Origin of the sequence: Candidatus Pelagibacter sp., from assembly GCF_052049575.1 — a bacterium.
Classification (GTDB): domain Bacteria; phylum Pseudomonadota; class Alphaproteobacteria; order Pelagibacterales; family Pelagibacteraceae; genus Pelagibacter.
Window position 1 is genome coordinate 448636 of record NZ_JBNGZQ010000001.1, and the last position, 20204, is coordinate 468839.

Annotated in this window: 29 protein-coding genes; 17 read left to right on the forward strand and 12 right to left on the reverse strand. The window is 28.4% G+C overall.

Annotated features, from left to right (window positions below; translation table 11 throughout):
• Window positions 1-3: 3 nt before the first annotated feature.
• From ACTT9C_RS02350 to ACTT9C_RS02365, 4 genes are read right to left on the reverse strand one after another with little or no spacing between them, the layout of a single operon-like run.
• Complete coding sequence (locus ACTT9C_RS02350) at window positions 4-903, reverse strand: EamA family transporter (RefSeq protein ID WP_440922900.1); 900 nt, start codon at window positions 901-903, stop codon at window positions 4-6.
• Between the two features lie 57 nt (window positions 904-960).
• Window positions 961-2019, reverse strand: a complete 1059-nt coding sequence (locus tag ACTT9C_RS02355; protein WP_440922901.1) for a PQQ-dependent sugar dehydrogenase — start codon at window positions 2017-2019, stop codon at window positions 961-963.
• Window positions 2020-2024: 5 nt separating this feature from the next.
• Window positions 2025-2327: an antibiotic biosynthesis monooxygenase family protein gene (locus ACTT9C_RS02360; RefSeq protein WP_440922902.1), complete on the reverse strand. Its 303-nt coding sequence runs from the start codon at window positions 2325-2327 to the stop codon at window positions 2025-2027.
• Between the two features lie 6 nt (window positions 2328-2333).
• Window positions 2334-3044, reverse strand: coding sequence for an SDR family NAD(P)-dependent oxidoreductase (locus ACTT9C_RS02365; RefSeq protein WP_440922903.1), 711 nt, complete (start codon window positions 3042-3044; stop codon window positions 2334-2336).
• A 27-nt stretch (window positions 3045-3071) separates the two neighbouring features.
• On the opposite strand from ACTT9C_RS02365, the gene ACTT9C_RS02370 reads away from it, so the two are divergent.
• The 8 genes from ACTT9C_RS02370 (at window position 3072) to ACTT9C_RS02405 (ending at window position 8498) form a co-directional block, all read left to right on the forward strand.
• Window positions 3072-4562 (forward strand): cryptochrome/photolyase family protein, encoded by a 1491-nt coding sequence (locus tag ACTT9C_RS02370; protein WP_440922904.1) that lies wholly within the window; start codon window positions 3072-3074, stop codon window positions 4560-4562.
• The gene (locus ACTT9C_RS02375) at window positions 4562-4693 is read left to right on the forward strand and encodes a DUF2256 domain-containing protein (protein ID WP_440922905.1); all 132 of its coding nucleotides are present in this window, start codon (window positions 4562-4564) and stop codon (window positions 4691-4693) included. The genes ACTT9C_RS02370 and ACTT9C_RS02375 overlap by 1 nt, the downstream gene beginning before the upstream one ends.
• Window positions 4690-5223, forward strand: coding sequence for a hypothetical protein (locus tag ACTT9C_RS02380; RefSeq protein ID WP_440922906.1), 534 nt, complete (start codon window positions 4690-4692; stop codon window positions 5221-5223). Before ACTT9C_RS02375 ends, ACTT9C_RS02380 begins: the two co-directional genes overlap by 4 nt.
• Window positions 5213-6658, forward strand: a complete 1446-nt coding sequence (locus ACTT9C_RS02385) for a CRTAC1 family protein (RefSeq protein ID WP_440922907.1) — start codon at window positions 5213-5215, stop codon at window positions 6656-6658. Before ACTT9C_RS02380 ends, ACTT9C_RS02385 begins: the two co-directional genes overlap by 11 nt.
• Window positions 6655-7344: a hypothetical protein gene (locus ACTT9C_RS02390; protein WP_440922908.1), complete on the forward strand. Its 690-nt coding sequence runs from the start codon at window positions 6655-6657 to the stop codon at window positions 7342-7344. Before ACTT9C_RS02385 ends, ACTT9C_RS02390 begins: the two co-directional genes overlap by 4 nt.
• A gap of 73 nt (window positions 7345-7417) precedes the next feature.
• Window positions 7418-8137, forward strand: a complete 720-nt coding sequence (locus ACTT9C_RS02395) for a type 1 glutamine amidotransferase (RefSeq protein ID WP_440922909.1) — start codon at window positions 7418-7420, stop codon at window positions 8135-8137.
• Window positions 8134-8271: a hypothetical protein gene (locus ACTT9C_RS02400; RefSeq protein WP_440922910.1), complete on the forward strand. Its 138-nt coding sequence runs from the start codon at window positions 8134-8136 to the stop codon at window positions 8269-8271. Before ACTT9C_RS02395 ends, ACTT9C_RS02400 begins: the two co-directional genes overlap by 4 nt.
• Before the next feature lie 5 nt (window positions 8272-8276).
• Complete coding sequence (locus ACTT9C_RS02405) at window positions 8277-8498, forward strand: hypothetical protein (RefSeq protein ID WP_440922911.1); 222 nt, start codon at window positions 8277-8279, stop codon at window positions 8496-8498.
• On the opposite strand, the gene ACTT9C_RS02410 is transcribed toward ACTT9C_RS02405, so the two are convergent.
• Genes ACTT9C_RS02410 through ACTT9C_RS02435 form a run of 6 tightly spaced genes read right to left on the reverse strand, consistent with a single transcriptional unit; the run spans window position 8495 to window position 13265 of the window.
• Window positions 8495-9634 carry an FAD-binding domain-containing protein gene (locus ACTT9C_RS02410; protein ID WP_440922912.1) on the reverse strand — a complete coding sequence of 380 codons (1140 nt, stop codon included), beginning with the start codon at window positions 9632-9634 and terminating at the stop codon, window positions 8495-8497. The genes ACTT9C_RS02405 and ACTT9C_RS02410 overlap by 4 nt on opposite strands.
• A 6-nt stretch (window positions 9635-9640) precedes the next feature.
• A complete protein-coding gene (locus tag ACTT9C_RS02415; protein ID WP_440922913.1) occupies window positions 9641-10021 on the reverse strand; it encodes a phosphate-starvation-inducible PsiE family protein in 381 nt (126 codons plus the stop codon).
• Window positions 10021-10479 carry a UbiA family prenyltransferase gene (locus tag ACTT9C_RS02420; RefSeq protein ID WP_440922914.1) on the reverse strand — a complete coding sequence of 153 codons (459 nt, stop codon included), beginning with the start codon at window positions 10477-10479 and terminating at the stop codon, window positions 10021-10023. Before ACTT9C_RS02420 ends, ACTT9C_RS02415 begins: the two co-directional genes overlap by 1 nt.
• Before the next feature lie 57 nt (window positions 10480-10536).
• The gene (locus ACTT9C_RS02425; RefSeq protein ID WP_440922915.1) at window positions 10537-11724 is read right to left on the reverse strand and encodes an argininosuccinate synthase; all 1188 of its coding nucleotides are present in this window, start codon (window positions 11722-11724) and stop codon (window positions 10537-10539) included.
• 3 nt (window positions 11725-11727) lie between these two features.
• The gene (locus tag ACTT9C_RS02430) at window positions 11728-12231 is read right to left on the reverse strand and encodes an invasion associated locus B family protein (protein WP_440922916.1); all 504 of its coding nucleotides are present in this window, start codon (window positions 12229-12231) and stop codon (window positions 11728-11730) included.
• Entirely contained in the window at window positions 12228-13265 is a 1038-nt protein-coding gene (locus ACTT9C_RS02435; protein ID WP_440922917.1) for an aldo/keto reductase, read from the reverse strand. The genes ACTT9C_RS02430 and ACTT9C_RS02435 overlap by 4 nt, the downstream gene beginning before the upstream one ends.
• 77 nt (window positions 13266-13342) lie before the next feature.
• On the opposite strand from ACTT9C_RS02435, the gene ACTT9C_RS02440 reads away from it, so the two are divergent.
• Window positions 13343-14107 carry a Bax inhibitor-1/YccA family protein gene (locus ACTT9C_RS02440; RefSeq protein WP_085146588.1) on the forward strand — a complete coding sequence of 255 codons (765 nt, stop codon included), beginning with the start codon at window positions 13343-13345 and terminating at the stop codon, window positions 14105-14107.
• A gap of 1 nt (window position 14108) precedes the next feature.
• Here the strand turns inward: ACTT9C_RS02440 and ACTT9C_RS02445 are convergent, their stop codons facing one another.
• Entirely contained in the window at window positions 14109-14450 is a 342-nt protein-coding gene (locus ACTT9C_RS02445; protein ID WP_440922918.1) for a DUF2794 domain-containing protein, read from the reverse strand.
• On the reverse strand, window positions 14443-14994 hold the full coding sequence (locus ACTT9C_RS02450) for a septation protein A (RefSeq protein ID WP_440922919.1): 552 nt from the start codon (window positions 14992-14994) through the stop codon (window positions 14443-14445). The genes ACTT9C_RS02445 and ACTT9C_RS02450 overlap by 8 nt, the downstream gene beginning before the upstream one ends.
• A gap of 85 nt (window positions 14995-15079) precedes the next feature.
• On the opposite strand from ACTT9C_RS02450, the gene hspQ reads away from it, so the two are divergent.
• The 8 genes from hspQ to ACTT9C_RS02490 all read left to right on the forward strand — a co-directional run bounded on the left by hspQ (window position 15080) and on the right by ACTT9C_RS02490 (window position 20198).
• Window positions 15080-15403, forward strand: coding sequence for a heat shock protein HspQ (hspQ, locus tag ACTT9C_RS02455; protein WP_440922920.1), 324 nt, complete (start codon window positions 15080-15082; stop codon window positions 15401-15403).
• Window positions 15404-15564: 161 nt separating this feature from the next.
• Entirely contained in the window at window positions 15565-16272 is a 708-nt protein-coding gene (ccmC, locus tag ACTT9C_RS02460; protein ID WP_440922921.1) for a heme ABC transporter permease CcmC, read from the forward strand.
• A complete protein-coding gene (gene ccmD / locus ACTT9C_RS02465; RefSeq protein WP_440922922.1) occupies window positions 16269-16496 on the forward strand; it encodes a heme exporter protein CcmD in 228 nt (75 codons plus the stop codon). Before ccmC ends, ccmD begins: the two co-directional genes overlap by 4 nt.
• 10 nt (window positions 16497-16506) lie before the next feature.
• Window positions 16507-16926, forward strand: coding sequence for a cytochrome c maturation protein CcmE (ccmE, locus tag ACTT9C_RS02470; protein ID WP_440922923.1), 420 nt, complete (start codon window positions 16507-16509; stop codon window positions 16924-16926).
• Window positions 16927-16928: 2 nt separating this feature from the next.
• Complete coding sequence (locus ACTT9C_RS02475) at window positions 16929-18806, forward strand: heme lyase CcmF/NrfE family subunit (RefSeq protein WP_440922924.1); 1878 nt, start codon at window positions 16929-16931, stop codon at window positions 18804-18806.
• Window positions 18796-19314, forward strand: coding sequence for a DsbE family thiol:disulfide interchange protein (locus ACTT9C_RS02480; protein ID WP_440922925.1), 519 nt, complete (start codon window positions 18796-18798; stop codon window positions 19312-19314). The genes ACTT9C_RS02475 and ACTT9C_RS02480 overlap by 11 nt, the downstream gene beginning before the upstream one ends.
• The gene (locus ACTT9C_RS02485) at window positions 19311-19673 is read left to right on the forward strand and encodes a cytochrome c-type biogenesis protein (RefSeq protein WP_440922926.1); all 363 of its coding nucleotides are present in this window, start codon (window positions 19311-19313) and stop codon (window positions 19671-19673) included. The genes ACTT9C_RS02480 and ACTT9C_RS02485 overlap by 4 nt, the downstream gene beginning before the upstream one ends.
• 15 nt (window positions 19674-19688) lie before the next feature.
• Window positions 19689-20198 carry an acyloxyacyl hydrolase gene (locus tag ACTT9C_RS02490; protein ID WP_440922927.1) on the forward strand — a complete coding sequence of 170 codons (510 nt, stop codon included), beginning with the start codon at window positions 19689-19691 and terminating at the stop codon, window positions 20196-20198.
• Window positions 20199-20204: the final 6 nt, after the last annotated feature.

Consider the following 20204-nt stretch of genomic DNA (forward strand, 5'->3'; position numbering starts at 1 on the left):
AGATTAAGTTGTTCTTGTTAAAAGCAATAAAGTTGCACCAGCTATAAATATCAAAATACCTAAAATCTCAATAAAAGTTATTTTTTCTTTAAAAAGATATTTTGATGAGATGTAACTAAAAAATATTTCAATTTGGCCAACAGCTCTAACAAAAGATGCTTGAATCAAAGTGAAAGCAAAAAACCAAGATAGTGTCGCTAAAAAACCAGCTAGTCCAGTCAAGCATATTTCAAATTTATTATCAAAAAATTTTTTGAATTCTGATTTTTCAAAAATTATCAGATATGCAGTAATGATTATAGTTTGAATTACTAAAGCAAAAAAAACTGTAGTAAGCGCTTTATCAAAATTAGAGGAAAAATTTTCTAGTGTTAGTGCAGCTGCCCTAAAATATACAACACTGAGACCCAGTAAAAGTCCTGCCCCCAATCCAATAAGTGTTACTCTTGAAAAAAAATTTTTAAAAAATAATTTATAATCTTTGATCGAAATAATAATAACCCCAAGTGTTGCAATTATTATTCCAAAAACACCAAGCAAATTTAATTTATCTTTTAATATGATATATTCAAAAATCGCAATTTGAATAACTTCTGTTTTACTTAGTGAAGTACCGACAACAAAATTCGAAAATCTAAAAAGGTATAATAGTGTTATTGTAAAAGTAACTTGTAAAATAGATCCTAAAAAAGTGAAAAAAATAAAGTTAGTTTGATCTAGAATATCTGAAACGACATTAAAGTCATGAAAAAGAAAAAATAATATAAATGCAAAAGGTAAAGCAAAAGCAAATCTTACATAACCAGATGCTACCAATGATAAATTTTTATTTAATTTTTTCTGTAAAGAAGTTCTTAGATTTTGAAAAAAAGCTGCTAAAATTGTAAAAACGACCCAATTCATAAATTTATTTAGATATAATCTTTTATTCGAATTAAGTGGTTACTTATATCTAAAAAATTAGTTTTTCTCCATCAGCCAGAGAGCATCTTCTCCTAAAAAGTAAATTTTTCCGTTATCTGGATGGACTTGTATATCTCTTATTCTTCCAATTTTATTTTTAAATATGATTTCCTCTTTTACGTTAGATAAGTCGTCAAATATTAATTTTCTCAAGGATTTATCTTTAAGTGAAGTAATTAAAGCATGGCCATTCCATTCACTAAACTCTTTACCTTTGTAAATTGTTATTGCACTTGTTGCTATGGATGGCACCCAATATTGTATCGCTTTTGTAAAACCTGGCTTCCATTTAGGACCGATAGGAATACCTGAATAGTTTGTCCCTCCCCAACCTAAAATTTTCCATCCATAATTTTCACCTTTCTTTGCTTCACCAAACCAATCTCCTCCTCTTGCTCCATGATTACTCATATAAATTTTTTCATCAAATGGTGATAAAGTTAGACCTTGAGGATTTCTAATACCTATTTGATAAATTTCAGGCAACCAATCTGATTTACCCTGAAATTTTGGATTGTCTCTTGGAATACTTCCATCAGTATTTATTCTAATGATGCTACCTGGATGCTTTGTAGGATCTTGTGCAATCATACCTTGGCCTCTTTCACCGGCAGATGCAAATAAATAATTACCTTTGATCGCTAATCTTGATCCAAAGTGATAACCTGAGTCGATAGGTGGGTTAGCCTGAAAAATATTTTTGAATATTAAGTCTTTTTTATCAAATTTTGATTTTGCTATTGACGTACTGGTTTTTCCATTTCCTCTATTTTCTGAGTAAGAAATATATACAAAATTTTCATTAAAAAGAACGTCTAGTAGACCCCCCTGACCATGCTCAAGAAAATTTATGTTATGATTAATAATATCAATATTTTTATTTTTTATATTTATTAATTTTATAGCTCCACTTTTTTCAGTGATAAGTATGTTGTTATCGTCAATAAAAGTTGACCCCCATGGGGATTTCAAGGTTACAATTTTTGTAAAGTTAAGATTTTTTGCGCTAGCTATATTTGGAAAAATAAATATTAATAATATGAAAATAATTTTCATATTTGTTAAAAAACTACTTCAAAGCCTTCAAAGTCTGGTGGACCTAAATATAAATCTCTATGTTGAGCTGCATTTTTGTGAGCGAGTCTAAAAGCCTCAGATTTAGTCCAATTTATAAAATCCTCTTTTGATTCCCATGTACTATGAGAGGAATATAACGAGTAGTCTTTATTAGTATCACCTTTTATTAAATTAAAATTTTTAAAACCTTTTACTCCCTCTAGATGTGTGTCTCTATTTTTCCAAACATTTTCAAAATCTTTTTCTTTCCCAAGAACAATCTTAAATCTATTCATCGCTATATACATAATTTTTTAAGATAACTTCGATCTTCCTCCATCAACGGCTATAACTTGACCAGTGACCCAAGAACTATCATCCGAGATAAGAAATTTAGCCAGTGAAGCAGAGTCTTTTCCCTCTCCTAAACGTTTTAATGGATGAGCTTTAGCAATTCCATCTGCTAAGGCTTTATTCTTTAACATTGGTTCAGCAATTTTAGAATTAGTTAAACTCGGTGCAATACAGTTTACTCTTATATTCGGGGCAAATTCTGCAGCTAGAGAAACTGTTAAACCTTCAACAGCAGCCTTTGTAGAAGCAATTATAGCGTGATTTGTAAAACCTCTTTGTGCAGCAACTGTAGAGAATAGAACCACTGAGCCTTTATTTTTTTTTAAACTATCCTGGTAGCCTTTTATAACCTCAACTGCTGAATAAAGATTTAGTTTCATACACTTATTAAAATCTTGCTCACTAACCATTCTTAAAGGTTTTAAATCAATCGAACCCACACAATATGCAATACCTTTTACGTCAGAAATATCATTTTTAACCTTATCTACAAATCCATCTTGCAAAACATCAGCTACTGTGAATGCACAACCTAATTTTTCAGAAATATTTTTAGTTTCACTTTCATTTCTACCAACTAAATGAACTGAATTTCCTGTGTTTACTAATTGTTCAGCTAAACTAGAACCGATTGATCCTGTCGCACCAAAAATAAGATATTTTTCTGACATAAAAAATTTTATTAGTTATATTTAATTATGAAGTTATTTTTTATACTGGGTAATCAATTATTTCCATCAAAATACTTGGATCGCTTCAAAAAAGACCACCTAATTTTTATGGCAGAGGATTATCAATTATGTACTTATGAAAAACATCATAAAAATAAGATACTTCTCTTTTTGTCATCAATGCGTTCACATGCGGAAAACCTCAGAAAAGATAAGTTTAAATTAGAATATTTTAAAATTGAGGATAAAGAATTTAAAGATGATTATTTAAAAAAATTGAAAAAAGTAATTAATTCAAAAAAAATAAAAGAGATTTCAAGTTTTGAAGTCGAGGATAAATTTTTTGAGAAAAAAATTAATCATTTCGTGAAAAAAGAAAAGATTAAATGGAATATCTTTCAAACTCCAATGTTTTTGAACTCAAGAGACGAATTTAAACAATATCTATCTAAATCAAAAAAACCTTTCATGGCAACTTTTTATAAGGAAGTGAGAAAGAAATCTGGAATATTAATGGGTTCTGATGGAAATCCTATTGGAGGCAAATGGAGTTTTGATGAAGATAATAGAAATAAGTTACCAAAAAATATTTCTATTCCAAAGTTTCCTAAAATTAATGAAACAAATCATACTAAAAAATTAAAACCCATTATTGAAAAACTATTTAAAGATCATCCAGGAACAACCGAAAATTTTTGGTTTGCCACAGAGTACAATGATGTGGTCAAATTATTGAATTTTTTTATTAAAGAAAAATCTAATTTATTTGGTGATTATGAAGACGCAGTAGATCAAAAAGATAATATCTTATTTCACAGCGCTTTAAGTCCTTATATCAACCTAGGTTTAATCACACCTGAATTTATTATCAAAAAAGTTTTAGATTTTCATAAGAGTAAAAAAATTAGATTAAATTCTTTAGAAGGTTATGTTCGTCAGGTTATAGGATGGAGAGAATTTATGAGAGGAATTTATCAAAGTTACTCAAATGAAATGGAAACTGGAAATTTTTTCAAACAAAATCGTAAAATGAAAAAGTCATGGTATGACGGAACGACTGGTTTGCCTCCACTAGATTATGCAATTAAAAATGCTTTAAATTATGGATGGTCTCATCATATTGAAAGATTAATGATTTTATCAAACATCATGAATCTTTGTGAGATCAAACCAGTGTTTGTTTATAAATGGTTTATGGAGATGTTTGTCGACTCCTCTGATTGGGTTATGGTTCCGAACGTCTATGGTATGGGATTATTTAGCGATGGGGGAATTTTCGCAACTAAACCTTACATTTGTGGATCAAGTTATTTTATGAAAATGATGGATTTTAAAAAAGGAGAATGGTGTAACACGATGGACGGACTTTACTGGAGATTTATAGATCGTAATAGAAAATTTTTTTTAAAAAATCCAAGACTTTCAATGATGGTTAGAATTTTTGATAAAATGAAAGTAGATAGAAAAAAAATAATATTATCTGCAGCTGATAAGTTTATTAAACAAAATACAATTTAGTGAAAAAAGAAAATCTTCCCTCTAAAATCTGTATTGTTTGTAAAAGACCTTTTATTTGGCGCAAGAAATGGAAATTGAATTGGGAAAAAGTTAAATATTGCTCAAAAAGATGTTCTAGTAAAAAAGTATGAACCTAGGAAAGTACAAATGGAAAAATAGAATTTTACTTGTTTCTACTACAAGCTATAAGGATAAAATTTATCTAGAAGCCAAAAAAATATATCAAGATAAAATAAAAGATTTTCATAAAAGATTTGTAAAATTAATTTGTAAAATTAATAAGCAGGAAAAATCATCAATTGATTTAATTGGTTTTGACGGCAAATCCAAAAAAAAGATGAATAAACTTAATTATAAAACAATTTTTAAAATTATAGATAAAATGCCATTAAGTAAAAAAATTAAGCCTATAAATTTATCGCTTTATTCAGATTACAATCCTAAAACCACTACTCAAGGTTTGGGGTTTAAAAACAAGGAAAAAGCTCTTTACACAATTAAAATTATTAATAATCGTCCAATTAAGTATCAGGTGAATGTAATCGCAACAATGCTGGGTAGAGCAAAGAACCATCCTAATAAAACTGTGGATATGGAGGATGCTATAAAAATTTTTAGTAGTTGGATGAAAAAATATAAAAGTAAAAAAAATGAAAATTAAAATAAATGAATATTTAAAAAAAATAGTAGTTTTATTTTTACTACTTACCCCAAACGGTCTATATGCTGATTTCTTTGAGGATATTACAAACCAAATTGTTGATAATCCCAAAAGACTTAGTTATGGAGTTTCTGTAACGGACGTAAATCAAGATGGAAATTTTGATTTTGTAGTCACAGGTTTTGGTTATTTTAATTTAGCTTTATCCTACGAAGATGGAAAATTAATTAATATTGTGAAACAAAAAAAATTTACAGATGAGTTTAGAAGAACAATTGGTGTAGCTGCATGCGATATAGATAAAGATGGATACGAAGAAATATATTTTCTTAACACTGATACTTATAGTGGTACAAAAAAATATTCAGATAGACTTATAGATTTAGAAAAAAATAATAATTATATAGATTTATTTGAAATCGAAAAAAACCAGAGAGACCTTAATTTAACAGCAGGCAGATCAGTTGTTTGTGTCGACAGAAAGGGTGATGGAAATTATGGGGTTTATGTAGCAAATTACGGAGGCCCGACCAGATTTTATGAGATTGAAGATGAATCGATTAAAGATAAGGCTCAGAGTTTAAATCTTGATAATATCACTGGTGGTCGAGCAGTCGTAGCTGGACATATTATTTCTGATAAGATTGATGTGTTTGCTGCTAATGAGAGAGGAGCAAATTTTCTTTATGAGAATAATAATGGAATTTTTCAAGATGTAGCATTTGACTACAGAGTAGATGATGAAATCCAAAATGGGAGAGGTACAGCTTTATCAGACATATATTATCGAGGTAGATTAGATATTTTGAGTGGTAATTGGCTTGGGTATCATAGAGCTTGGGTTTTAGAAAATAATGAATTTAAGGACATAGGAAATAAAGATTTTGATAAACCTTCCAGAATAAGAACAATTATTTCTGCAGATTTTGATAACGATGGTTTTGATGAAGTTTTTATGAACAATATAGCAGAACCAAATAAATTATTTCGTATCAAAGATGATGGAAAATTTGAACAGATAAATTTTGAAGTTGGTCTCGAAGCTAATGGGTATGGAACTGGGGCAGCAGTCGCAGATATTGATAATGACGGAGTTTTAGAATTGTTAGTTGCTCGTGGTGAAAGTAAAGAACAACCATTAACTTTGTATAAAGCCAAAGTTAACAAAGAAAATAAATACCTAAGAATTAAACCGTTAAATAAATATGGTGCCCCAGCGAGAGGAGCTACGGTAACATTAATAACTAATAAAAGAAAGCATTCCAAAACTATTGATGCAGGATCTGGTTACTTATGTCAAATGGAGCCTGTGGCACATTATGGAATTAGAAAAAATGAAAAAAATTTTAAAGTAGAAATTAAATGGACCAATGGAACAAAAAAATTATTCAATGTAAGTGAGTTAAATCAAACAATTACGATAAAGCAAAAATGAAAAAATTTTTAAATCTTTCTTTGATTATATTTCTAATATTATTTCAGCTTAAATCGTTTGCTGAAGAAAAAAACTATCACAAGGAGCTTATTACTGATTGGTCAAGAATATTTCCTGATAAAAATAGAAATGCGGCAGGACCTAAGTTTTTTAAATATATTATAGATAAAAAAATTACTTATAAGGATTTTATCGAATTTAATAAATTATACTGTGCAGTTTCTGGATCTTTGATTGATCCAAATAGCGACTCAGAATTTTTATTTGTTGAAGAAACTAAAACCAAAAAAAAAATTTGTGGAAATTATTATAGATGTTGTGTTCCATGTTCATGTGATCTTATGAAGTACTCTGAAACTCAAAAAATGAAATATGAATTTAAAGATGGCTTGAAGGAATTTTATGTTTTAACAATCAAAAATCCTTGCGATAAACAAGATTTTCCAAACAGAGTAAATAAAGATTATTTTTGTGATGGTAAAAAAATTAATAAATCAGAGGTGTATAGTCTTGACGATCGAATAGTTATAGGTTTGCTACATAATGGAAAAAGTTGTGAAAAAGATGAAATAGATTTTGTTAAAAGCCATCAAGTTACAGGTAGGTATTGTGAGTTAAGAAACAATACACCTTTGGAGAATTTAGATGCTGGTATGGGAGATATATTCATTAAACTAGCGAGATAATTTAAAAAAATTTTTATTTTTTTTTACCAGTAAATTATTGTTAATAGATTTAACTCGGTTAAAATATTAAGTATTGAACATACTTATTTTACAACATATTAAAATTGAAGATCCAGGTTACATAAAGGATCTAATGTTGGCTGATGGTTTAAATCTTACAACAATCGAACTTGATGAAGGTGAGAAAATCCCAAATGACCTAACAAAATATGATGGAATGTTATGTATGGGTGGGCCGATGGATACCTATATGGAAAAAGAGTATCCCTGGTTAGTTGAAGAAAAAAAAAGAATAAAAGAATTTGTAGTAAATCTTAAAAAACCTTATTTAGGTTTCTGTTTAGGCTGTCAGTTATTAGGTGAAGTAGTTGGTGGTAAAGTCGTAAAATCAAAACCAGCAGAGATTGGCATGATGGATATAAATTTTACTGACAATAAAAAAAAAGACATTTTGTTCTCAAAATTTCCAGATAATATTAAAAGTTTACAGTGGCATTCTTATGAGGTTCAGGGGGTTGATAAAAATCCCGATATTACTTTAATAGCATCATCGCCAATAACTAAGTATCAGATTTTTAAATATCAAGATCATGCATATGGCATCCAATTCCACATAGAGATTAAAGATACAACAGTTAATGAGTGGGGTTGTGTACCAGAATATAAAAAGGCACTTGAGGATCAACTTGGTGATGGAGCATTAGAAAAATTTGATCAATCTGCACAAAAAAATATGAAAGATATGAATAATTATTCAAAAATTTTATATAATAATTTTAAGAGTCTCTTATGAGTAAAAAAAGAAAAAAATTAAAAAAGAAAAATCCAATGGCCAAATTATTGAGCTCACCAATGCTCAGAAATAAAATAGTAAAAAATAAAAAAAAAATTTATAATAGAAAAAAATTCAAATTAGAGAATGAATAAAAGATATGAATAATAAAATTTTTGAATGGGCAGGAGTTATAACTGCTATATTATATTCATTATTTGTAGCTATGAATGTTGGCATAGAGTTTTTTGGTTTTTGTTTATTACTTATATCTGCAATCCTAATTGGAATTTGGGCTTATAGGGGCGGTCACAGAGGAATATTATTTTTACAATTCTTTTATGCTACTGCAGCAATTATCGGGATGTTCAGGTGGTTTTAATTTAAAGATGATATTATTTTAGGAATATAGTTTTTAAAATTAAAAAAACCTTTATTACAATATTGCCATGAATATTGATCGAGTTTTCTATATAAAAAATCTATTTTTAAATTATTTGAATTTAAATAATCCAGGTTTTCACCAACTGTTGGATATAACGCAATAACTTTTTCGTTTATATTTTTAACCTCACTTATATCTATCACTTCACAATTGATAGAATTATTTTCTAATCTTTGTTTTTGATCACTAATTAAAAGAGATTTAAATTTAATAACTTTTTCACTCAGCTTTATGGATCTATTTTCATTTTTATTTGAAATTATATAAATTTTTTTAAATTTATAATTTTGAAAATCTGTAGTTTCAAATGATAAACTATTTTCAAAAATAAAAAGATTTTCATCATCTGTATTTTTATTGCTAAAATCTTGTTTAACTATTGAGTAAGTTTTTTCAGAAACTTTTGGAGGAGCAGTTTCATTTAATTTAATATTATTAAATCTGTTATTAGTGAATTTTTTGATATTCCACTCACTTGCTAAATAGTGTTTTCCCTGTGTTTGAATTCCAGCTACCCATCTCCAACCAAGAGTATTAGATGCAGAGTCGCCATCATAAAGATGTTGCATAAAAAATTCTGCTCCTAATTGCCAGGGTAATTCTAATGTAAAAATCCAAATACTAGCAAACCACATTCTAGTATGATTATGTAAATAATTATTTTCTTTAAGTTCTGTTACCCAGTAATTAAAACATTCAATATTGGTTTTTCCATCTATTGCATTTTTGTAATTTTGGTTATCTTTATATTCTTCTCGAATTTTATTTAACTCTGCTACGTAATCTGTCCAAACGTTTGGTCGTAATTCTAACCAACCCTTCCAATATGTTCGCCATAAAACTTCTTGAATAAATTTTTCATTTTTTGAAAAAGAAAACTTGCTAAGTGATTTTTCAATAACTTCTTTTTCATTGATAACTCCATGAGTAATATATGGAGATAAACCAGATATATTTGTTCTTTTTTCCGGACCAAAGTCAAAATTTCTTAGTTTGGAATATTCAGAAAGATTTTGTTCTACAAAATTATTTAATCTATTTAAGGCCGCAGCCTTTGAGGCTTCAAATTTCATTTTGATTTATTTTGATTTTTTTTTCTTTAAACCAAGCTTGTCGCTATGTCTTAATCTTAAAATAACAATTGCACCAGCAATTAGAACAATGGCAATAGCTTCATAAACTAATGCTGTTGGATCCATTTCCTTACCTTGAAGAATAATAAATCGTGCTAAAGCAGTAATTGCAATTAACAATGGAAGGGTAATACTAATTGATTGTTGGTTCCAAAAAACTCTTACCATTGCTAGCACTTCTAGGTAAAGAAACATTAATAATAAATCAGCTAAAGTTACCGATCTATTCTCAAACATTTTGTACATCTCTATACCGACTGCAATAACTGTGCTTATTAAAATGATAACCATTAAAATAAGCTGTAAATTTTTTGCTATTTTTTCCATTATTTATCTTTACTAAAAGGCAACCATTTTTCAAACACTGATTTTGAAGAACCTTCATAAGGAATTGAATAAGAATATGGATTCGGACTTGTTAATACTTCAATACCTTTTGAAAAAACAAATATAAACACAATCACAAAAACAAGAACCATTATTTTAAAAGGGTCAAAATTTTTTGTTTTAAAAACACTAGCTGAATTTTCTTCTGCTCTATGAAAATGTTTAAAGGTCATATACACGGCAAAGATTAAACCAATGTGAGCTAAAAAAAGACCAGTCCAACCAAAAACAAAAGTTGTGTATGAAAAAACATATAAACTAAAAACTGTGGTCCATATAAAGCTTAAAACTAATAAAATTTGCAACCTAACAGTTTTAGGAAGAGAACGAAGATCATTTTTACTATCATCAAATAAAATGTTTGCTGTATCTCTCATCCAATTTTTAAGTGATTCCATAATTCTAAGATATAGCTAAAAATAAATTTAACAAACTATAAATTGTCCTAAAACTTATTAATATCTCAGTTTTTTCTTGTGATAATTAATAAATCTTTCAACATTAGATTTATTAAATGTTTTATTTTCTTCAAAAGAAACTTTTTTCATTGAGTATGCATTACTTTTTGTAATTCTAGATTGAATAGCAATATTCCCTTTGTATAGTTTAAGTTTTACGGACCCATTCACCTTATTTCTTTTTTGATCAATAATTTTTTGCAATTTAAATCTCTCTTTTGAGTACCAATAACCATTATAAATCAGTTCGGCATATCTTGGCATAATCAAATCTTTTTTGTGCATTGTTTCTTTATCCAATGTCACTGACTCAATAGCTCTATGGGCATGAATCAAAAGTGTTCCGCCCGGTGTTTCATAAACTCCTCTTGATTTGATTCCAAGAAATCTATTTTCAACGAGGTCAACTCTTCCTATGCCATTTTTTCCAGCAATAAAATTTAATTTGGTAAGAATGTTTTCAGGATTTAATTTTTTTCCATTTATTCCAACAGGGTCACCATTTTTAAAATTAATTGAAATAAAAGTTGGTTTATTCGGTGCTTTTTCAGGGGAAGTTGTTCTTTGGAAAATAAATTCTGGAGCTGAATTTTTTGGGTTCTCTAAAATTTTACCCTCAGTTGAGGTATGAAATAAATTATCGTCAACAGAAAAAGGGGGTGCACCTTTTTTATCTTTGGGGATAGGTATCTTATGTTTTTTTGCATAATTAATTAAATCGCTTCTAGATTTTAATTTCCAAATTCTCCAGGGTGCAACAACTTTTATCTTTGGGCCAAAATAGTGATAACCTAACTCAAATCTGACCTGATCATTACCTTTTCCAGTTGCTCCATGAGATACTGCGTATGCTTTAAATTTTTTTGCAACTCTTATCTGGTCTTTTGCGATTAATGGTCTTGCTATAGAAGTTCCTAATAAATAAACTCCCTCATAGATCGCATTACCTCGTATCATTGGAAAAACGTAATCTTTTACGAAAAGATTTTTTAAATCTTTAATTATGATCTTTTTAACACCAAATTTTTTAGCATTATTGATTATTTTTTTTCGATCAATCTCTTGCCCTATATCAGCAGTGTAACAAATGACTTCTGCGTTATAATTTTCTTGAAGCCATTTTAGAATTATAGATGTATCTAAGCCACCAGAATAAGCTAAGACAATTCTTTTTTTTAATTTCATTAATTAACTGCAAGCTTTTTTTGCAGAATTGTAGGCCTTTGTGAATCCTAATAATGAATAATGATCTATGGTTTGTGAACCTTTTTCATTGTAACCAGTAACCATAATTCTTGATCCTTTTTTCATAACTTTAACCATTATTTTTTCTTTTTTATTACTCGTCATCCAAGCAAAACCCTGTTGTTTAATATCAAATTTAAATTTGTTATTTCCTGAAGTTGCTAAAACAGTATTATTTTTGTTAAATTCATATCCAGCAGTTGCACTTATTTCATTAGAAATTTTTTCATTCGGTCTGAAAGTAACAAATAATCTAGCGTCTCTTTTATTTGTCTTTGGTGCCTGTAAAACAGGGGTAGATTGAGCAAAGCAGACCTTACCGGAACTTTCATTTAAAACAAGTGTTTCCCAGTCTTTAAATTTACCAATTTTTTTAATATCAGCAAAAATATTTGTAATTGATACAGTCCATAAAACAAATGAGCAAATTAAAATCTTTTTAATCATGGACATGGATTTGGATAATATTTTTGGATTTCATTAATTTCATGAATAATTTCATCAGTTAAAATTATATTTACACTTTCTATATTAGTTTTCAACTGCTCCATTGTCGTTGCACCAATAATTACAGAAGTTACAAAAGATTGAATTTCTAAAAATTTTATAGACATTTGCGCTAGATCGAGTTTATATTTTTTTGCTATTTCATAATAAGCGTCAATTGCTTTATTTGAGTTGGGCTTTTTGTATCTTGTCCAAAAATCTCCATCACGTTCAATTCTAGAATTTTTGGGCATTTGATTATTTCTATATTTTCCAGAAAGATATCCACATGCCAATGGGGAATAAGCTAACAACCCTGCTTTTTCCCTGACAGACATTTCGGCCAGACCCACTTCATAAGTTCTATTAAGAAGATTATAGGGATTTTGAATTGAAAGTACTCTTGGAAGATTTTTATTTTTAGATATTTCTAAAAATTTAAATAAACCCCATGGAGTTTCATTGGATAAACCAATATGTCTAATTTTCCCTTGCTCAATAAATTTTTGAAGGTTTTCTAAGATGTCTTCAAATTTAGTCCATGAACCATCATCATCATGTTCATAGCCCAATTTACCGAAAAAGTTCGTATTTCTCTCTGGCCAGTGCAATTGATATAAGTCAATGTAATCTGTTTTTAATCTTTTTAAACTACCCTCTAATGCTTCAGAAATATTTTTTTTGCCGAATTGGTTTCCACCACCTCTAACGTATTCTCTCATTGGTCCACAAACCTTTGATGCCAGAATTACATCTTTTCTTTTGTTAGTTTTATTGAACCAATTTCCAATTATTTCCTCCGTCCTCCCAAAAGTTTTTTCTTTAGGAGGAATAGAATAAATTTCTGCTGTATCCCAAAAATTTACTCCCTGGCTTAAAGCAAAATCCATTTGTTCAAAACCTTCTCTCTCTGAATTTTGTTCACCCCAGGTCATTGTACCGAGACAAATTGTACTCACATCTAGATCAGTATTTCCTAATTTTTTGTAATTCATCAGTGTTTAACAACATTAGTCATTTATTGTTTTTTTGATATCTTGAATAATTAATAAAAGATTATATATGTTTCATTATGGAATTTAATAAAAAAGGTATTTTAGGTAGAGCAAAAGAAGCTGCCCAACAATCAACAGCAGTAACGGATGAAGGCTTAAGAGCCTACATGCTAAAAGTATATAACTACATGGCAACGGGAATCCTGATGACAGGGATAATTGCTCTTATAACTTTCAAAATGTCTGTTGTTACCGATAGCTCAGGATCTATAGTTGGACTAACTCAAGTGGGTAACGCAATCTATATGTCAGGGTTAAAATGGCTGGTAATGTTAGCTCCGCTTGGTATCGTTTTTTACATGAGCTTTGGTATAAATAAAATGAGTGCGGCTAAAGCGCAAACAACATTTTGGATTTTTGCTGCATTAATGGGTCTATCTCTTTCATCAATTTTATTGGTTTATACAGGCATGAGTATCACAAGAGTATTTTTTATTTGTTCTGCAACATTTGGAGCAATGAGTATATATGGATATACAACTAAAAGAGACTTAACAAAATTAGGATCTTTTTTAATGATGGGTTTAATTGGTATTATTATTGCATCTATAGTTAATATATTTATGAAGTCCTCAATGATGTATTTTGTAATTTCAATTCTAGGAGTTTTAATTTTCGTGGGACTTACTGCTTACGACACACAAAAAATTAAAAACATGTATGCCGCTAGTGACACGGGTGAATTAATGGGTAAAAAAGCTGTAATGGGTGCTTTAACACTTTATTTAGACTTTATTAATTTATTTATAATGTTGCTTAGACTTTTTGGTCAAAGAAGATAATTTAAAGTTTTTTCCAATTAATATTTTTCAACAGATTATTTAAATCAGACGAATTTCTAAATATTTTTCCATTAGCATCTGTAATTAAATATTTAAGATTTTTATTTTTTGGCTTAAAATTTTTGCAAATCTTATACAGAGCATTTTCTGTAGTGTTTTTAAAAACACTAAAACCAACTTGTTTGCTTGAAATATTAAGTCCATAGTCTTTCCATGACCCTTCAGAGACCATTTTAGCATATAAGTCTAAAATAATTTTTAATTCATCTTTTTCAAAAAAATGTTTTTCTTCAATATTCTTCTTATTAACATTATCGATTATTAGACGTAAATTATTATTCATTTGTTTTATACTTATTTATTAGACCTATTTGAAAAGCGGTGAATATAAATGTAATTGGTAATAGTCCCCATACTTTAAAATTTACCCAAAATTCTTCAGATTGAGTTCTCCAAACTATTTCGTTTAGAATTGCAAGACCAAAAAAGAAATATACCCATCTTTTATTTAATATTTCCCATCCTTCATCAGTGAGTGAGACAGAGCTACCCATTAATTTTTTTAAAACAGGTTCATTTGTGAAGTATCTTCCAAATATCAGAGCGAATGCAAAGAGAATATTTATAATTGTAGGTTTAACATAAATAAAAACTGGATTATCAAAGTAAATTGTTAAGCCTCCAAATAAAGTAATTAAAACTCCACTTAACAAAGGAATCTTTGGTATTTTTTTCTCTAAAAACCAAACAATAGCTAATGCAATTATTGTCGCAATAATAAATGGGGGAATTGCAATTTTTAAGTCTTTTCCACTATCGTAGTAGTAATAAAAAAAAATTACTAGAGGTCCAAAATCTGTTAAAAACTTTAAAAAAGATTTGTTCACAGGCAAGATATTAACATAAATAATATTTTCATAGAAACTTTTAATTTTTCTTATTGATTTTTGTTTTTAAATACCCATACTAATTATGATGGCAATTCAAAAAGCTAAATTTTCAATTGGAGATATAGTGAAACATAAACACTTCGACTTTCGAGGTGTAATTTATGATGTTGATTTTGAATTTAATAATTCAGAAGAATGGTATCAATCGATACCAAAAAATGTAAGACCAAGAAAAGACCAGCCTTTTTATCATCTGTTAGCTGAAAATGATGAAATCACATACGAGGCATACGTTTCCGAGCAAAATCTTCTTGTTGATGACTCAGATGAACCAATTAAACATCCTTTAATTGAAGAAATTTTCTCTGGAAAAAAGGGATCTAGCTATTTCAAGCTATCTAATTAAATAAATCACTTTTTTAACACATTTAGCTCAAACCTTTGACACAGCAATTTGCTTTAATGAGGTTAATTCTGATCAAGGGTGCTACTTATTTACCCTTCGTTATTATCTCCCTCTGGCATTCTTGATCAGGCAGTTTTTTCATAATAAATATAATCTCATATATGTTTAAATATTTTGAACCGAATAAAATTTTTTCAATAACATCAAAAGCTCCTAAGTATGTGTTATTTTTATTTATTGTCATTCTTTCAATAGGATTAACAGAGGCGTTAATATTATCTCCTGAGGATTATAAGCAAAGTCACTCTGTCAGAATAATGTATGTTCATGTTCCAGCAGCGTGGATCTCGCTTGGAATTTTTTCAGCTATTACTTTTTTATCTATAGTTGGATATATTTTTAAAATAAGAAATTTTTTTTTAATCGCAAAAAGTTTGGCACCATCTGGGTTAGTATTTAATATAATAGCTCTTGTTACTGGTTCCATATGGGGCAAACCCACGTGGGGAACTTGGTGGGCTTGGGACGCAAGAATAACTTCAATGTTAATACTGGCACTGTTTTACATAATGTATCTTGTTGCATGGAGAATTTTTGAGGATAATGACAAAGCATTTAAAGTCACGTCAATTATCACAATTTTGGGAATTATTAATGTTCCTATAATTAAGTATTCAGTAGATTGGTGGAATACATTGCATCAACCAGCTTCAATCAACATACTCTCGAAGTCTTCAATTCACATATCAATGCTGTTTCCATTAATGACAATGACTGCGGCATTTGCCCTATTTTCTCTACTGATTTTTTTAATGAAATATAATACAGAACTGATAAAAATTAAGAATAAAGGGTTAGATAGATTATGATTGAAAATTTATTTTTTATGAGTGGATATGGACTGTATGTTTGGTCAGCATTTTCGTTTACATTAGTAAGTTTTTTTACACTTTTTTTGATTATCAAAATTCAATACAAAAAAGAAAAAAATAAATTTATAGCAAAATTTGGATCTTTAAATTCTGAGAGAGCAGCTTTTGCAAAATCTCAAAGTATTAATAAAGAAATTTTGTCAAATACTTCAAACATTTAACTTTTGAAACATGTATGGGCGAAAAGTTAAATTAAGATTTTTTTTTATATTATTAATAATAACAACTCTAGCGTTATCAGTCTTTTTATTAGTCAAGTCTTTAGAGGAAAACGTTATTTTTTTTAAGTCTCCAACAGAAATTAAAACTTTAAGTGAAATTGGTAAAAAGAAAATTAGAATAGGTGGAATGGTCAAGAAAGACTCTATAACTATGATTTCAAAAGAAATTAAATTTATTGTTACAGATTTTAAAAACGAGATAAACGTTGTTTATTCTGGGGTTGTACCGAATCTTTTTGCTGAAGAGAAGGGTGTTGTTGCTGAGGGATATTTAAAAGATAAAAATTTTTTTTTAGCTACAAAAATCTTGGCTAAACATGATGAAAATTATATGCCACCAGAAGTTAAGGCGGCATTAGAGGAGAAATAAATTTGGCGAGTTTAATAGGTTCTTATTCATTAAGTTTTGGACTTCTTTTTTCAATCTTAATTATTTTTTTTTCAGTTAAAAATTTAAAAGATGCTGAAATTTTAGATAAGAAGATAATAACTTTTACATTTATTCAATTTTTCTTTGTAGTCATAAGTTTTTTTGGATTAATTATCTCTTTTATCAACTCAGATTTTAGCAACGAAACTGTTTTTAATCACTCTCATACAACCAAACCATTATTTTATAAAATTTCAGGAACTTGGGGTAATCATGAAGGTAGTTTATTGCTATGGTTGCTAGTATTAACTTTGTTTATTTCAATTTTTTTAATTAAATCTAATCAACAGCCGAAAAAGTACAGAATTTTTACCTTATTATTTCAACAAATAATAATTGTAGGCTTTTTTATTTTTTTGATTAAGACCTCAAGCCCATTTAATTATATTTTTCCAACACCTAATGAGGGTTTAGGCTTGAACCCAATTTTACAAGACCCAGCTTTAGCAATACATCCACCAATTTTATATTTAGGTTATGTAGGTTCTTCAATAATTTTCTCGTCAGCTCTTGCTGCCATGGTTACGTCATATGTTTCAAAAGAATGGGCGAAGCATATTAAAAAATGGGTTTTAGCATCTTGGGTTTTTCTTACATTAGGAATTTTACTTGGATCCATTTGGGCATACTATGAATTAGGCTGGGGAGGTTTTTGGTTTTGGGATCCAGTTGAAAATGTATCTTTAATGCCATGGTTTGCACTAACAACTTTACTTCACTGTATTTTAGTTTTGGAGAAGAAGAAAATATTAACTTCATGGGCCATGATACTGTCAATTGCAACTTTTGCTTTGAGTATGAGTGGTACTTTTTTAGTAAGATCTGGAATTTTAAATTCAGTTCATACATTTGCCAATGATCCAGAGAGAGGTTTATTTATTTTAATTTTTCTTTTTACGCTTATTTTTTTATCAATTTTTATTTTCATTTTTTTTCATACAGAGAAAGAAAAATTAGAAAATAATTTTTTTTGGTTAAGCAAGGAGACATCTATTTTAGTAAATAATTGGTTTATGATGTACTTTTTATCAGTAGTTTTAATAGGGACAATTTATCCAATCTTTTTAGAGGTTATAACCGCAAATAAAATATCCGTTGGACCACCTTTTTATAACAAGCTCATATTGCCTTTCTTAATTCCATTTTTAATAGCTATGGCAATTGGACCAAATCTTAATTGGGTTAAATCAGATTTTAAAGATAAGTTTTATATGACCATATTTTTAATAATATCTTTTTTGTTATCAGCATTAATAATTAAACAATTTGATATAAATTTCTTGATTAATACAATTTTGGTTTCTTCTGCTTTCTTTTTATTTTTTTCTACTTCTAGAGAATTTTTTGTCAAAAGATTTAGAAATTTATCTCAGAACATTGCTCATTTTGGTTTTAGCTTATTAATTCTAAGTATTTTATTTAATAATATTTTTTCTAATGAGGTAATTACCAATTTAAAAATTGGTGAAACTTTTGAATCTAAAAAATTTACGATAAATTTTGAGAACATTCAGCAAGAAGATGAAAAAAACTTCAAAGCAATAATAGGAAAATTTAATGTACAAAATTTGGATGGTTCATCACATATTCTGAATCCTGAGTTAAGAATATACAATCAACCAAATATAATTACGAGTGAGGCTGATATAAAAACAAACCTGCTCTCAGATAAATTTATGACGATGAATTATGTTCAGAACCAAGAATATTTTAATGTTAGATATCAAGTTAAACCTTTTATGATTTGGATATGGATTTCAGTAATATTAATAAGTGTGGGTGGCTTTTTAAGTTTTTTTAAAAAAAAATATGAAATCTAAATTTTTTCCACTAATTTTAATTTTAATCTTTTTAATTACTTTTGTAATCTTTTTCAAAGGTTTAAAAAACTCAAACATTTATACCCCGGACACCAATTTAAAAAAAGAAGTTCCATCATTCGAGTTAAAATCTTTTGAGAATGATTCTATTGTCATCTCAGAAAAAATTTTTAAAGATAATGATTATTATTTTATGAATATTTGGGCATCATGGTGTATCCCCTGTAAGGAGGAACATGAATTTTTAATGGAATTAAAAAAAGACGACAGGATAGAATTAATAGGATTTAATTATAAAGATAACTTTAAAAACGCCTTAAGTTTTTTGAAAGATTTGGGAAATCCTTACGATATAATTGTATCAGATAAAGATGGTACAGCATCAATTGAGTGGGGAGCCTATGGTGTGCCAGAAAGTTTTTTAGTATATCAAAATAAAATTATAAAAAGATTTATTGGACCGATAAATAATGAGAATTTATTAGAAATTCAGAAAATAATTAGATGAAATTTATTTATATATTTTTGATTGTAGCTTCAATTTTAAATTTTAATTTTTTAAAGTCAGATGAAATTAAAATTGAAAACAAAATAGCAAAAAATTTAAGATGCTTAATCTGTCAAGGCCAGTCAGTGTATGACTCAGATTCAGAATTCGCGATAAGTTTAAAGTTAGTTATTAAAAATAAAATCCAAGAAGGTCTAAATGAGCAACAGATATATAGTTTTTTAAAAATGAAATATGGAGAATGGATATTGTATGATCCAGTTTTCAACAGAAATACCTATTTTTTATGGCTATTGCCTATCTTGATATTCTTAGCGGGTGGTGCAATAATCATCAAAAAGTTTTATATTAAAAAATAATTTTAACGAGGAAAAATGATTTTCAAAAAAATTTTTTTAGTTTTATTAATTTTAACTTTGCCTTCAAAATTAATTGGGGATACCGATATTGATGATAACAACCATCAATTTAATTTATACCTTGGGAATTTTGATTTTAGTGATAACAAACAAAAAGCAGCATTGCTTGGCTTCCAGCACCAAAATGAAAATTTAAATAGAAATACATTTTTAGGGAATGTTTCTCCTGTGACAGGAGGTTTCATAACCGCCAATTCCGCTGCGTATATCTATACAGGCGTGGAGTGGAATATGAACATGGGCCCATTTTTCCTCACTCCGAGCTTCACTCCTGGACTTTACCATGAGGGTGATGGAAAAGATCTTGGACATGTTCTTGAATTTAAGTCAGAATTACAGCTTTCTTATAAAACTACAGATACAACAAATTTTGCTGTATCATATAATCATGTATCTAATGCTAGTTTAGGAGATAAAAATCCTGGGGCAAATAGTTATATGTTTAACTTCCTCAAAAAGTTTTAAGTAAAA